11 protein-coding genes are annotated in these 15,202 nt (G+C 53.0%); all 11 read left to right on the forward strand.

Going from position 1 to position 15,202, the window contains the following annotated elements; translation table 11 throughout:
* The first annotated feature begins 5 nt into the window (after positions 1–5).
* The 11 genes from FHT67_RS09200 to ftsZ all read left to right on the forward strand — a co-directional run bounded on the left by FHT67_RS09200 (position 6) and on the right by ftsZ (position 14,520).
* Positions 6–1,943, forward strand: a complete 1,938-nt coding sequence (locus FHT67_RS09200) for a stage V sporulation protein D (RefSeq protein WP_132306288.1) — start codon at positions 6–8, stop codon at positions 1,941–1,943.
* Between the two features lie 86 nt (positions 1,944–2,029).
* Positions 2,030–3,517 carry a UDP-N-acetylmuramoyl-L-alanyl-D-glutamate--2,6-diaminopimelate ligase gene (locus FHT67_RS09205; protein ID WP_167197580.1) on the forward strand — a complete coding sequence of 496 codons (1,488 nt, stop codon included), beginning with the start codon at positions 2,030–2,032 and terminating at the stop codon, positions 3,515–3,517.
* Entirely contained in the window at positions 3,514–4,926 is a 1,413-nt protein-coding gene (locus tag FHT67_RS09210) for a UDP-N-acetylmuramoyl-tripeptide--D-alanyl-D-alanine ligase (RefSeq protein ID WP_167197583.1), read from the forward strand. Before FHT67_RS09205 ends, FHT67_RS09210 begins: the two co-directional genes overlap by 4 nt.
* A gap of 8 nt (positions 4,927–4,934) precedes the next feature.
* Entirely contained in the window at positions 4,935–5,891 is a 957-nt protein-coding gene (gene mraY / locus FHT67_RS09215) for a phospho-N-acetylmuramoyl-pentapeptide-transferase (protein WP_015845462.1), read from the forward strand.
* A gap of 127 nt (positions 5,892–6,018) precedes the next feature.
* On the forward strand, positions 6,019–7,440 hold the full coding sequence (gene murD, locus FHT67_RS09220) for a UDP-N-acetylmuramoyl-L-alanine--D-glutamate ligase (protein ID WP_167197586.1): 1,422 nt from the start codon (positions 6,019–6,021) through the stop codon (positions 7,438–7,440).
* A gap of 47 nt (positions 7,441–7,487) precedes the next feature.
* Positions 7,488–8,585: a stage V sporulation protein E gene (spoVE, locus tag FHT67_RS09225; protein ID WP_132306282.1), complete on the forward strand. Its 1,098-nt coding sequence runs from the start codon at positions 7,488–7,490 to the stop codon at positions 8,583–8,585.
* 261 nt (positions 8,586–8,846) lie between these two features.
* Complete coding sequence (gene murB, locus FHT67_RS09230) at positions 8,847–9,752, forward strand: UDP-N-acetylmuramate dehydrogenase (RefSeq protein ID WP_132306280.1); 906 nt, start codon at positions 8,847–8,849, stop codon at positions 9,750–9,752.
* Between the two features lie 15 nt (positions 9,753–9,767).
* Positions 9,768–11,036: a UDP-N-acetylglucosamine 1-carboxyvinyltransferase gene (murA, locus tag FHT67_RS09235; protein ID WP_132306278.1), complete on the forward strand. Its 1,269-nt coding sequence runs from the start codon at positions 9,768–9,770 to the stop codon at positions 11,034–11,036.
* 90 nt (positions 11,037–11,126) lie between these two features.
* Complete coding sequence (locus FHT67_RS09240; protein WP_132306276.1) at positions 11,127–11,897, forward strand: cell division protein FtsQ/DivIB; 771 nt, start codon at positions 11,127–11,129, stop codon at positions 11,895–11,897.
* Between the two features lie 227 nt (positions 11,898–12,124).
* Entirely contained in the window at positions 12,125–13,372 is a 1,248-nt protein-coding gene (ftsA, locus tag FHT67_RS09245; RefSeq protein ID WP_132306274.1) for a cell division protein FtsA, read from the forward strand.
* A 17-nt stretch (positions 13,373–13,389) separates the two neighbouring features.
* Positions 13,390–14,520, forward strand: a complete 1,131-nt coding sequence (gene ftsZ, locus FHT67_RS09250; RefSeq protein WP_132306272.1) for a cell division protein FtsZ — start codon at positions 13,390–13,392, stop codon at positions 14,518–14,520.
* The last annotated feature ends 682 nt before the right edge of the window (positions 14,521–15,202 follow it).

Below are 15,202 nucleotides of genomic sequence, written 5' to 3' on the forward strand. Positions count from 1 at the left end.
CAAGGATGAAGGTATCAAATGTAACGTTGCGTCGCCGGCTGTTTATCGTACTTTTAATCAGCGTGGCAGCTTTTGCCGGATTGATTTTCCGGCTTTCTTACGTTCAGTTGTGGCAGGGAGAGAAGCTGTCCGCCCAAGCGGAAGACAACTGGCGGCGCGAAATTCCTTATAAGGCGAAGCGTGGCGATATTCTGGATCGCAACGGGACCAAGCTGGCTTTTGACGTAAGCACGCCAACCGTACTGGCTATCCCCGTGCAAATTCCGGACAAACAGGCAACGGCGGCCAAGCTTGCGCCTTATTTGGATATGACCGAAGAAGCATTGGTCAAGCTCCTCTCCAAGAAAACAAGCATTGTCGAGCTGAAGCCGGGCGGGAAACGAATGACGACCGACAAGGCGCAGCAGGTAAGAAACTTGCATCTTAACGGAATCGTGGTTGCGGAGGACAATAACCGCTATTACCCGTACGGAAGCCTCGCCGCGCATTTGCTGGGCTTTACGGGAGTGGATAAAGGGCTTACCGGCGTGGAAGCGAAATATAACGACATGCTTAAAGGGATAGACGGCAATGTCTCTTACTTGTCTACCGCGTCGGGCAAATCCATGCCGAATTCCTCGGATACGTATCAAGCGCCGCAGCAAGGCTTGTCGCTGGAATTGACGATAGACAAGCAGATTCAGGCGGTCATGGAGCGGGAGCTCGATCAGGCGATGACGGCCCTGCAGCCGGACGATATCATTGCGATTGCAATGAACCCGAATACGGGGGAAATTCTCGGCATGGCGAGCCGGCCAACCTATGAACCTGCTAATTACCGGGAATATCCTAGCGAAACCTATAACCGCAATCTTCCGATCTGGATGACTTACGAGCCAGGTTCGACATTTAAAATCATAACGCTTGCGGCAGCGATCGAAGAGAAGAAGGTAAACCTGAAGAACGAAACCTTCTTTGACCCCGGCGCCGTCGAGATCGGCGGAGCTAGGCTGCGCTGCTGGAAGAAGGGCGGCCATGGCAGCCAGACCTTCCTCGAGGTTGTGCAAAATTCCTGCAACCCGGGATTTGTAAACCTTGGTAATCGGCTTGGCAAAGAGAAGCTTTTCGATTATATTAAAAACTTCGGATTCGGTTCGAAAACCGGCATTGATATTCCTGGCGAAGCAAACGGTATCTTGTTCAAGCTGGATAAGGTTGGTCCTGTCGAGCTTGCCACGACCGCATTCGGTCAAGGCGTGTCGGTAACGCCAATCCAACAGATTGCTGCCGTTTCGGCTGCAATTAACGGCGGTACCTTGTACAAACCCCATGTGACCAAGGCATGGATTAATCCGCAAACCGGCGAGACGGTGCAGCAGATTGAACCCGAGGCTGTCCGCAAGGTTATTTCGGAGGATACCTCGAAGCAGGTGCGCGAAGCGCTTGAAAGCGTCGTTGCCCTCGGAACAGGCGGCAATGCGTTTATCGACGGCTACAGGGTAGGGGGCAAAACAGGTACGGCGCAAAAAGTAATCAACGGACGTTATTCTCCGAATGAACATATCGTATCCTTTGTTGGCTTTGCTCCCGCGGACAAACCGGAGATCGTCATCTATGTGGCCGTAGACAATCCGCAAGGCATTCAATTCGGCGGTGTCGTGGCTGCCCCTATCGTGCGTAATATTATGGAGGATGCACTTACGATCATGCAGGTGCCTCCGCGCGACAAGCAGATCGACAAGAAATACAAGCTTGGGGAGACGCCGATCGTTACGGTTCCTAATCTGGTAGGGAAATCGGTATCGGATCTATACGAGGATATGAACATGAACTTCAATTTGTCCTCGGCCGGTTCAGGCAATACGGTTATCCGCCAGGCTCCGGCGGTTGGCGCGCGGGTAGAGAAAGGCTCTACGATACGCATTTATTTGGGCGATGAGGACGATATATCGGATTCCCATTGACTTGCCGCTAATCAAGGAGGATGATATAACGCGTTCTCCTTGACTATAATGAGAGATAACGACCAGCATACGGGAGGAAAAACAACATGCGATTAAGCGAATTGGCAGAACTGCTTATTACGGCGAGATTAACTGGAGCAGGCGATACGGAGATAGCGGGGATCGAGACGGATTCGCGCACAGTAGAGCCGGGACAGCTATTCATCTGTCTGCCCGGTCATACGGTTGACGGTCATGCTTACGCGTCTCAAGCGGCAGCCAAAGGCGCAGTCGCATTCGTCGTCGAACGTGAGCTGGAGCTGGATGCTCCTCAACTGATCGTGAAGGACAGCCGGCTGGCAATGGCCGTATTGGCGGATCATTTCTACGGTCATCCAAGCAGGACCCTTCAACTGATCGGGGTAACGGGGACGAATGGCAAGACGACTACAACCTATTTGATCGAGCAGATTTTAAATGATAATGACAGAAAATCCGGCGTAATCGGCACCGTGGAGATGCGGTATGCGGGAAAATCGTATCCGATGTCGGGCACTACGCCCGAAGCGCTTCAGCTGCAGCGATATTTGTCCGACATGAGCAAGGAGGGGACGGCGTATTGCGCGATTGAAGTTTCCTCGCATGCTCTGGAGCAGGGACGCGTGAAGGGCTGCCGGTTCCGTACGGCGGTCTTTACGAACCTGACCCAGGATCATCTGGATTACCACGGAACCATGGAGAAGTATGCGGCGGCAAAAGGGCTGTTTTTCTCCCGCCTTGGCAATGAATACGCGGCAAACCCCGAAGACCGGTCTTACGCGGTTCTAAATGCGGATGATCCCGTATCCGAGCAGTTCGCCAAGCTGACGGCAGCGGAAGTGATCACTTACGGCATCGACCACCCGGCTGACGTCCGGGCTTCGAATATCCGGATTTCCGCGCAGGGCACTACGTTCCGGGTAAGCACATTCCGCGGCGAGACGGATATAGCGCTGCAGATGGTCGGCAAGTTTAACGTCTATAATGCGCTTGCAGCTATTTCGGCTGCCCTCATTGAAGGCGTTGCGCTTGACCGGATTAAAGCGAGTCTCGAAGCGGTTCCCGGCGTGCCGGGCCGTGTGGAATCCGTGCAGGCGGGCCAGGAGTTCGCCGTTGTCGTGGACTACGCGCACACGCCTGACGGTCTGGAAAATGTGCTTCGCGCGGTGAAGGAGCTGGCCCCGCCCCGGATCATTTGCGTATTTGGCTGCGGCGGCGACCGCGACCGGACGAAACGTCCGATAATGGGCTCGATAGCCGCCCGGTACGCGGATTACGTGCTTGTCACCTCCGACAACCCGAGAACGGAAGAGCCCGGCCTTATTCTGAAGGATATTGAAGCCGGTCTCCTGAAGGACGGAATCACGTCCGACCGTTACGAGCTCGAGGTTGACCGCCGCGCCGCGATTGAAAAAGCGGTTGAAATGGCAAGCCCGGGGGATGTAGTATTGATTGCGGGGAAAGGCCATGAAACGTATCAGATTATAGGAAGCGTCACGCATCCTTTTGACGACCGTTTGGTGGCAAAAGAAGCGATAAGGGGATTATTACATTGATCAATCGTACATTGGAGCAAGTCGCCGACATGTGCGGCGCAAGAGCCTATAAAGGTGAACCCGTCCGGATTGCCGGCGTCAGCACGGACACGCGCAGCATTCAGCCGGGTCAGCTGTTCGTTCCGCTTGTCGGAGAGAACTTTGACGGTCACAACTACGTGGCTCAGGCGCTTCAGCAGGGAGCGGCAGCCGCGTTGTGGGAGACGAAGCGGGAAGTGCCGCAGGAGCTGACGGACGCGCCTCTGCTGTTTGTAAGGGATACGCTGAAGGCACTGCAGCAGCTGGCTACCTCCTACAGGGAAGAACTGTACGTGCGCGTTATCGGCATTACGGGCAGCAACGGCAAAACAACAACCAAAGATATGGTTGCCGCCGTGCTTGGAACAGCTTATAAGGTTCACAAGACGGCAGGCAATCTGAATAATCATATCGGCCTGCCCCTAACCGTTCTCCAGCTAGACGAGGAAACGGATGCGGCAGTCCTTGAGATGGGCATGAGCGGCTTTGGAGAGATTGAGCTGCTTACGAATATTGCCCGTCCCGACGTTGCGGTAATTACGAATATCGGCGATGCCCACCTGCTTCAACTCGGCTCCCGCGAAGGGATCGCCAAGGCAAAGCTGGAGATTGCGCAAGGGCTTCATTCGGGAGGAATTCTTCTCTATAACGGCGATGAGCCGCTTCTGGAGGCAGAGCTGGCCAGAATGAGCTTGCCGGAAGGCACGCAGCTTCAAACCTTCGGCCTTGGAGAATCGAACGATTGGTCGGCGGCCAATATTGAGGTAGGGGCCGTATCCTCGACTTTTGCGGTTAAGCGCAAGGGGCAGGATGCGGCATCCTCCCCGTACACCATACCGGTTCCCGGCCAGCATAACGTCAGCAACGCGCTTGCGGCTATCGCGATAGGACGCCGATTCGGCATTTCGGAGGACAATATCCGCAGTGGCCTGATTGGCCTTGAGCTGACGGGCATGAGAATTCAGCCGGTGAAGGCCCATAACGGCGCCATGATTCTTAACGACGCGTATAACGCCAACCCGACCGCCGTACGCGCGGCGATTGATCTGGTCGGTCAATTGACCGGATTCCGCCGCAAATGGATTGTTCTTGGCGATATGCGGGAGCTTGGTCCGGAGGAAGAATCGCTCCATTTCGAGACGGGAGCCTATATCACGCCGGACAAGGCGGATGCCGTCATTACGTTTGGACCGTTGTCGGAGCATACGTCGGCGGGGGCTTTGTCGCAATTCCCGGCGGAAGCAAAGGGAACGGCAATCGTACATTTCGAAGATAAAGGGAAGCTTGGAGAATGGTTGAGAGAGCAAGTAAAGCCTCAGGATCTCGTCCTGGTCAAAGGCTCGCGCGGCGTGCGCATGGAACAGATTGTCCAAACTTTGGAAGCGAGGTGAGATAGATAATGGACACGATGGTCATCTTATTTTCATTAGGTGCATCATTCTTAATAGCGGTTCTGCTTGGACCATTGTTCATTCCGCTTCTCCGGCGCATGAAGTTTGGACAGCAAATCCGGACCGACGGTCCGCAAAGCCACTTGAAGAAGAGCGGCACCCCGACAATGGGCGGCATTATCATTATGCTGGCGCTGCTTATCGCTTTTTTGAAATTTTCGGATAAAACCCCGGATTTCTGGGTGCTGTTTACGGCTTCGCTAGGTTTTGGACTTGTTGGATTTCTTGACGATTATATCAAAATCGTATTTAAGCGTTCGCTTGGTCTGACGGCGCGCCAGAAGCTGTTCGGCCAGCTGTTGTTCTCCATCATCGTATGCGCGGAGCTGTACAATATGAATCACAGCACCATGATCACGGTGCCGGGCACTTCCTGGGGCTTTGATCTCGGCTGGTTCTATTATCCGTTCGTCGTCATTATCCTGTTCGGATCGAGCAACGCGGTCAACTTTACGGACGGTCTGGACGGCCTTTTGTCGGGGACCAGCGCAATAGCCTTCGGCGCGTTTACCATTCTCGCGCTGCAAGTATCCGAGCATGAATCGGCTATTTTCTCCGCGGCAATGGTTGGGGCGGTGCTTGGGTTCCTGATCTTTAACGCCCATCCGGCGAAAGTATTCATGGGAGACACCGGCTCGCTTGGCATCGGGGGCGGCATCGCGGCCGTCGCGATTCTGACCAAGATGGAGCTTATGCTTGTTATCGTAGGCGGCGTATTCGTACTGGAAATGCTATCGGTCATCCTGCAGGTTGGATCGTTTAAGCTCCGCGGCAAGCGGATTTTCAAGATGAGCCCGATTCACCATCACTTCGAATTAAGCGGGTGGTCCGAATGGCGCGTCGTTACGACCTTCTGGTCGGTCGGCTTGCTGCTGGCCGTTATCGGACTTCTTCTTGCGCTATAAGGTATAATGATAATAGTTGGACGGAACTCTTGCCGGCTTCCATGGGAGCCGGGCGAGAGGGACGGACTATACATAACGAAGACTATTAAGCGGTTAGCTCCGCTTCTCATACAAAGGAGTTGTACTTATGAACCATCCGGCGACTTATCGGGATCGCCGCGTCGTTGTATTAGGGCTTGCAAGAAGCGGCGTGAGCGTAGCAAAGGTATTCCATGCTCTTGGAGCGGAAGTGATAGTCAACGATAAAAAAGAACGCGAACTATGCCCCGAAGCGGATGAATTAACTGCTTTGGGCATTTCTGTGCTATGCGGTTATCATCCGGACGATCTCGTCACAAACGAAACGGCATTGCTGGTGAAAAATCCGGGAATCCCGTATTCGGCAAGTCCCGTTCGGCAAGCCGAGGCTCATGGCGTGGAGATTGTAACGGAGGTCGAGGTCGCTTATTGGCTGTCGGCGGCTCCGATCATCGGCATTACCGGTTCGAACGGTAAAACAACAACAACGACCTGGATCGGCGAGCTGCTTGCCGGTGCGGGCCGAAATCCAATCGTGGCGGGCAATATCGGCATACCGCTCTGCGAAGCGGCGGCCGAAGCGACGAAGGATGACTGGATCGTCGCCGAGCTCAGCAGCTTCCAGCTGAAAGGGACCTCCGCGTTCCGTCCTCGCATTGCCCTGCTGCTTAACGTTGTCGAGACGCATCTGGACTATCACGGCGGGATGGAGGATTACGTCGCGTCGAAGGCGAAGCTGTTCGACAATCAGACAGCGGACGATGTTGCCGTTCTGAACTGGGACGATGCAACCTGCAGAGCGATTGCAGACCATCTGACCGCAAAGCTGCTGCCGTTCTCGCTTTACGTGCGGCTCGACAAAGGGATCTGCATTGAACCGCCGTTTGAGCGCGGGAAAGATTCGGATCAAGAGCATATGATCGTATGGCGCAAAGAAGACGGAACGGAGCAGGCGATTCTGCCGGTATCGGCGCTTGGGCTTCCGGGCCGCCATAACGCCGGAAACGCGCTTGCGGCGATTGCTGCTTGCTTGGCTGCGGGAGTCGCTCCTGAAGCGATGCTTCCGGCCTTGCAAGGCTTTAGAGGCGTAGAGCACAGGCTTGAGTATGCAGGCGAATTCAACGGCGTCAATTATTATAATGATTCCAAGGCGACAAATCCAACGGCTACCACCATGTCGGTAGGATCCTTAAGCGCGCCTATTATCCTTATCGCCGGCGGGCTGGACCGCGGCTCCGATTATATGGAGCTTCTTCCGGTATTCCGAGACCGGTTGAAAGGGCTGGTAACGCTTGGCGAAACAAGAAGCAAGCTGGCGAAGGTAGCCGAGCTTGCAGGTTTAACGAATGTGCGATTGGTCGAACCTGAGGAGGACGCCGAGTCTACTTTGCGGAGGGCCGTCCGGGAGGCTGCCGGACTTGCGGAGCCTGGAGATATCGTTTTATTGTCGCCGGCTTGCGCAAGTTGGGATATGTTTACATCCTTTGAGGACCGAGGACGCATTTTTAAAGAATCGGCGCATACCTTGTAAGTAGGGGGCTTGTCCCTACTTTACGCTAAACAAGAGGTGTGTTTGCTATGGCCAAAGCCAGGTCCGCCCCGGACGTTTGGATGATCGCATCGATTGCGCTTATCCTTACGATTGGATTAGTAATGGTATACAGCGCGAGCGCGGTGCTCGCTTTCCATGAATTCGGCGATAAATTCTATTACGTGAAGCGCCAACTTATATTTGCCGTGCTTGGCGTCGGTGCGTTACTATTTACGATGAACGCGAATTATCTTATATGGAAAAACTGGGCGAAGGCGGCTTTGCTGATTTGCTTCGTCCTGCTTATTATCGTGCTTATCCCCGGTATCGGCGTAGTCCGCGGCGGCGCCCGAAGCTGGCTTGGCATCAGTTCCTTCGGCATACAGCCTTCCGAATTCATGAAGCTTGCGATGATTCTGTTCCTGGCCAAATGGCTGTCAGACAAGCAGCAGACCATTACCCATTTTACGAAAGGCTTGCTGCCGCCTCTTGGTCTGGTTGGACTAGCCTTCGGCTTGATCATGCTGCAGCCGGATCTGGGGTCCGGCGCGGTTATGGTAGGAGCCGCTTTGATCCTTATTTTCGCGGCCGGCGCAAGAATCAGCCATCTCGCCTTGCTTGGATCAAGCGGGCTGCTTGGTCTAATAGCGCTGGTAATTGCCGAACCATATAGGATGAAGAGGATTACCGGCTTCCTTGATCCTTGGGCCGACCCGCTGGGTACAGGCTATCAAATCATTCAATCGCTCTATGCCATAGGGCCGGGCGGTCTGGTAGGGCTTGGGCTTGGCATGAGCCGTCAGAAATTCAGCTACTTGCCGGAGCCGCAGACGGATTTTATCTTTTCCATCATATCCGAGGAACTTGGCTTTATAGGCGGATCCGCACTTATAATTTTGTTTATGGTCCTGGTATGGAGGGGAGTCCGGACTGCGATATCGGCACCCGACACGTTCGGAAGTCTGCTTGCGGTAGGGATTACGGGGATCATAGGCGTCCAGGTGTTAATCAATATCGGTGTCGTTATCGGCGCTATGCCGGTGACCGGGATTACGCTGCCGCTGATCAGCTACGGCGGATCTTCCTTGACGCTGCTGCTTACCGCTCTTGGCATTTTGCTCAATATATCCCGTTATTCAAGATAACGAAGGAAAACATATTGGCGTAAATGGCCGGCATGGCGCCGCCTTCTTAAGGCGGCCTCCTGACGTCCATTTTTGTGTTTACGGGTCAGCATGGGCGATTGTCACACTCGAGATGGAGAGGGCATAAGATACTCTATAAATCGTGACCGTCGCCCTGCTCGGGCCGTTTGTCACAAACGCAGCGGCGGGCAGCACCAGTTGCCGGCAGCCGCAAGCGAAGCCTGATTCTCTCAACTAGAAGCTATAAGGAGGTTCGACAACATGGAAAACTATATTACGGAATTGGAACAAGCGGGTCTCGGTCAAATCCTGTACAATGAGCCGCTTGCGAAACATACGACCTGGAAAATCGGCGGACCCGCTGACGTTCTGTTTATCCCACACGGCAAAGATCAGCTCGTGTCGGCCATCCGCCTGCTTCATAAGCATGGCGTACCGTGGACGAATCTGGGACGCGGTTCCAATATGCTGGTGAGCGACAAAGGAATTCGCGGCGTGGTGATCAAAACGCGCGACGGGCTGGATTATGTGCGCTTTGAAGGAACGCTCGTGCATGCGGGCGCGTCGTTTTCGTTCGTGAAATTATCAAGAATGTCAGGCAGGGAAGGCCTGACCGGGCTGGAATTCGCGGGGGGAATTCCGGGTACGGTTGGCGGAGCTGTCTATATGAACGCAGGCGCACATGGTTCCGATGTGTCACGTATTTTTAGATCAGCTGAGATTGTGCTGGAGACAGGTGAATTGGTACGATTCGACCGAGAGGCGATGCAATTCTCTTACCGCCACTCTATCCTTCATGAATTGAAGGGCGTTGTTGTGGAAGCTACGTTCGAGCTTGCAGAAGGAGACCGCAATGAAATTTCGGCAACACTCGCCGCATATCAGGAACGGCGGTTACGCACGCAGCCGCTGCAGCTCGCATGCGCAGGCAGCGTGTTCCGCAATCCACCCAATGATTTTGCCGCTAGACTTATTCAAGAGGCGGGCTTAAAGGGCGTTCGATTCGGGGGAGCGGAAGTTTCGGAGCTTCACGCCAATTTCATAGTAAACAGAGGGCAAGCGACAGCTGAAGATGTTCTCACCCTCATGACTCACATTCAAGGTACGATTGCGGACCGCTACGGCGTTCGGCTGGTACCGGAAGTATTGGTGGTGGGTGAGCGGTAATTCGGAGGTGATACATTGGACAAATTGGTGATTGAAGGCGGGAAACCTCTCTCAGGATCCATTGTTATCCAAGGAGCGAAAAATGCCGCTTTGCCAATATTGGCAGCCTGTATGCTTGCGGAAGGCACATCAACCATTGAACACGTGCCTAGGCTGCTTGATATCGACGTAATGCTTAACATTTTGCGCGAACTAGGATGCCGCGCTGAGCATGTGGGAGATACAGTTGTTCTGGATACAGAAACTGCACACACCTCGCATGTGCCGGAATCGTTAATGGGACAGATGCGCTCGTCTATCTTTTTGATGGGGCCGTTATTAGCTAGATTTGGTGAAACGCAGGTGTATCAGCCTGGCGGCTGCGCAATCGGCGAGAGAAAGATCGATCTACATTTGGAAGGACTTCAAGCTCTTGGCGCGGAAATCGAGGAGATTGGCAACCGGATCATCTGCCGTGCGGATAAGCTGCACGGGGCGGATATCCATCTGGCCTTCCCAAGCGTAGGGGCGACGGAGAACATTATGATGGCAGCCGTGCTAGCCGAGGGTCGGACAACGATCAGCAACGCAGCGCGCGAGCCGGAGATTCAGGATTTGCAGAAGTTTCTGAACGCGATGGGCGCGAAAATCATGGGTGCCGGAACGGACACGATTACGATCGAAGGGGTACAGTCGCTAACGCCTTGCACGTATACAGTCATTCCGGACCGCATTGTTGCCGGCACCATTATGGTAGCCGCAGCCGCAACCCGAGGGCAGGTCACCTTATTAAATACGAATCCGGCGCATTTATCCTCGCTTATCCATGTGCTTCGACGGGCAGGTATTCAAATCTTGGTTGACGGTGATATAATCAAGGTGGGCTGTCCAGGGCGCCCAAGAGCAGTCGAAAGAGTCGTAACGGCTCCGTATCCTGCCTTTCCGACCGATCTGCAGTCGCAGGTGATGGTGCTGCTTGCGCTTGCCGACGGAGTCAGCATTTTGAAGGAAACGATCTTCGAGGGACGTCTCAAGCACGTGGATGAATTATCCCGCATGGGCGCCGATATCCGCGTGGATCTGAACTCGGCGTTCATTCGGGGCGTACCGCGTTTGTACGGTGCAACGGTGGAAGCTACCGACCTGAGGGCGGGCGCAGCGCTTGTCATTGCCGGCCTGGCCGCGCAAGGCAAGACGATTGTCGAGCAAATCCATCATATTGACCGCGGTTATGAATGCATTGAAACGATGTTAAGCAGACTCGGCGCGCGCATTTCGCGTTTCTCTCCTGTGCCGAAGAATTGACCGGGGATGACTCGAATCGCAGCTGGATAGAAACGACCGGCCCTGCCAACAAGGAGGACCGGATGTTTTTTTAGAAGGAAGGGACAAGTTATGAGCGAGCTAGTGCCTGTATTAAAAGAGCCGGAGCGAAAGAGAAAGGGCAGCCGCAAACTGCTGGCCGTTCTTTTTTTATTGTTTGTTATTCTCTTATCTGTATTATTTTTCAACTCATCAATCAGCAAGATTACGACGATAACAATAGAAGGCGCGCAATATACTTCCAAAAGCGATATTCAAGCAGCAGCCGGCATTACGGCAGGGGACGCTTATTTCGGCGTATCGGAATCCAAGTCGGAGAAGCATATCGTCAAAGCGTTAAAGCCTATAGAAGAGGCGAGCGTCTCCAAGTCCTTCCCCGGTAATGTCAAAATTACGGTAAAAGAATTTCCCGTTGTGGCGTTTGAATTGTCGGCAAGCGGCGAAATGACCGCCATTATGTCGAACGGAACCAACGTTTCGGCATTAAGCGACGAATTTTTGATGGACAAGCCCGTTCTATCCGGCTGGAAGCCGAATGACCCGAACCGGACGGAATTGACCAAGCAGCTGGGCAAAATCTCGGAAAAGCAGCTGTCAGACTTGTCGGAGATTATTCCGGATCCATCGAAGGCTTATCCGGATCGGATTAAGATCTACACCAGAACCAAGTTTGAGGTCGTGACGGCGGTATCCTTGCTGCCGGAAAAAATCGAAGCGCTAAATGCGGTTATCGAAACGCAGGAGCCGGGAAAGATTACGATGCTGCTCGCGGACACTTATGTTCCGTTTAATAGTAATGCTTCAGAAAATATGGAATCTGATCAAAAAGAGACTACTCAATAGGTAGAAACAATGGTAGAATTTTATTCACGGATTTATTGTATTTTCATAGGACTATCAAGCATTCATAAGGATTCATAACATAAGAGCTCACAGCCGCAACATTAGGGAAATGAAAATTTTGTTGAAAAAAGAGGGAATATATCAAAGGCGTTGAATATGTAGAAGGACGAATGTTTATAACCCTATCTTGTGTGTATTTTATCAGTTGAAACGGGAGGTGCCGCGGGTTGAGCAGTAACGACATCATCGTCAGTTTGGACATCGGTACATCCAAAGTTCGTGCTATTATTGGTGAAGTGAACAACGGAACCATTAATATTATTGGAGTTGGATCTGCCGACTCGGAGGGTATTCGCAAGGGAGCTATTGTAGATATTGACCAAACCGTGCAGTCGATTCGCAGCGCCATCGAGCATGCGGAAAGAATGGTTGGCATTCAAATATCAGACGTCTATGTTGGGATTCAGGGGAATCACATAGCACTTCAGACGAATCGTGGCGTTGTTGCAGTATCCAATGAGGACCGTGAAATAGGAGAGGAAGATATCGAGCGCGTGGTTCAAGCGGCCAAGGTGGTCGCGCTTCCTCCCGAAAGAGAAATCATTAATCTTGTACCAAAGCAATTTTTGGTTGACGGCTTGGAAGGAATATCCGATCCTCGCGGAATGATCGGCGTACGGCTTGAAGTTGAGGCGACTATTGTAACAGGTGCGAAAACGGCTATACATAATTTGATGCGCTGCGTAGAGAAGGCCGGACTACGGATTTCTGGTGTAATCCTGATGTCGCTTGCTTCCGGCGTCATGTCGCTTACGAAAGACGAGAAAACAATCGGAACCGTGCTGACGGATATCGGCGCGGGTTCTACTACGATTACGATCTATGAGCAGGGCAGTCTTGTTGCGATCTCGACATTGCCGATCGGCGGCGAGTACGTAACGAACGATATTGCTTACGGACTGCGTACGCAGTCGGACCAAGCGGATAAGATCAAGCTCAAGTACGGCTGCGCTTTTGTCAGCGATGCAGCTGACGATGTAAAGTTTAAAGTGACTCGCATGGGGAGCAATGTAGAAAAAGAGTTTTCCCAAGTTGATCTGGCCAGCATCATCGAGCCGCGCATGCAGGAAATCTTCCATCTTGTCCGTCAAGAGGTGCGCAAGCTTGGTTATGGGGACAAAGTGAACGGATACGTACTGACTGGAGGTTCTGTTACGATGCCGGGTACACTGGCACTTGCGCAAGCGGAGCTGGAGTCATCTGTTCGTATCGCATCGCCGGATTATATCGGTGTGCGCGACCCTGCTTACAGCAGCGGGGTAGGAATGATCCAATACGTGTCGAAATATATGGGAGTACGAGGAGCAGCAGCAAGTACAGGGAAGAAAACGGCAAGCCGCAAGTCGGGTACCACCGCTTCATCCAAACCCGGTATGTTCGAACGGTTGAAAAATATGTTTAGCGAATTTATTTGATCGGGGGAAAATGAAAGATGTTGGAATTCGATTTGGATCTGGAGCAACTCGCTCAAATAAAGGTAATTGGTGTTGGAGGCGGCGGCAGCAACGCGGTTAATCGGATGATCGAGAACGGCGTTAAAGGCGTCGATTTCATAACAGTTAACACGGATGCGCAAGCCTTGCATCTGGCAAAGTCCGAGCATAAGCTGCAAATCGGCGATAAGCTGACCCGCGGTCTTGGCGCCGGCGCAAATCCGGAAGTAGGCAAGAAAGCGGCTGAAGAGTCGAGAGAGCTTGTCATGCAGCAATTGAAAGGCTCGGACATGGTGTTCGTTACGGCTGGCATGGGCGGCGGTACGGGTACGGGGGCAGCTCCGGTTATCGCCGAGATTGCCCGCGAATGCGGCGCGCTGACAGTTGGCGTAGTAACACGACCGTTCACCTTCGAAGGCCGTAAACGTGCCGCTCAAGCGGAGCTTGGCATCGAAGCGTTGAAGGAAAAAGTAGATACGCTGATTGTTATCCCGAATGACCGTTTGCTTGAGATTGTGGACAAGAAGACCCCGATGCTGGAAGCGTTCCGCGAGGCGGACAACGTGCTTCGTCAAGCAGTGCAAGGTATCTCCGACTTGATCCAGGTACCTGGTCTGATCAACCTCGACTTTGCGGACGTAAAGACGATTATGACAGAACGCGGTTCGGCGCTGATGGGTATCGGCATCGCAACAGGCGAGAACCGTGCTGCGGAAGCGGCGAAAAAAGCGATCATGAGCCCGCTGCTTGAGACGTCCATCGATGGCGCTCGCGGCGTTATCATGAACATCACGGGCGGCAGCAACCTGTCCCTGTATGAAGTCAATGAAGCAGCAGAGATCGTTATTTCCGCTTCCGATCCGGAAGTAAACATGATCTTTGGTGCGATCATCGACGAAGAATTGAAAGACGAAATCAAGGTTACGGTTATCGCGACAGGCTTCGAAAGCAAACCGTCCGCGGCATTGCGCCGCATGGCGCAGCCGCAAGCCGAGCCGGAAGCCCGCCAGGCGGCGCAATCCGCGTCTCCGCAGCAGCAAGCTGCCCCGGTGAAGCCATTTGGCGCATCGACTTCGAGCGACCAGCTCGAAATCCCTGCGTTCCTGCGCAACCGCCGCAACGACCGCTAATCCTTTAACGCCTGACCGGTGAACCGGTCAGGCGTTTTTGTTTTATGGTTGTTTGGTGGAACTCAGTAATTGGCTCTGAGAGGCTGAAACCCGCCTTTCAGCACCCGTGACTATGCCTTATTAGTTTGTTTGAGGCAACCCATCGAGCAATTAGCGCATTGGCTCGATCCTTCCCTATTTTCAAAATAGCCACGAACATCTATCCGCCTAACAGACACCGTTTCTCATCTCGGAAATCGGACAGCCCGTACTCCGGATGAAGATCGTCGAATCGGGAAAAGGCAGGCCGCCATAGCGAAGAAACGGCTTGCACTCATGACCCAACCCCTCCATCAGTCTTCTTTTATTTTCGCCGCCGCGTCTCTTAAGATGATCTTCATACCAACTATTAAATATCTCTTCATACGACAAATCCGGTCACGCTCCCCGTCAAATAGAAAATAAGAAAGCCGCGTATCAGGAGCAAAATCGATCCTGAAGACGCGGCGTGTGCTTCACTGCCAGAGGAATTATATGGATAAAGATTACCATATTCCCGGTAAGGCAACAACCCGTTAGCCCTATAAACTCGCACATACCCTCGACAAAAAAAGCTATGTCATGCCGTCATGTTTAGACAGACTTTGAAATAAGATTTTTATATACTAGGTTCAATCGTTCTCTCCAGAGGGGAGGGCAAACG

The sequence above is a fragment of the Paenibacillus sp. BK720 genome (assembly GCF_011761545.1).
Lineage (GTDB): Bacteria > Bacillota > Bacilli > Paenibacillales > Paenibacillaceae > Pristimantibacillus.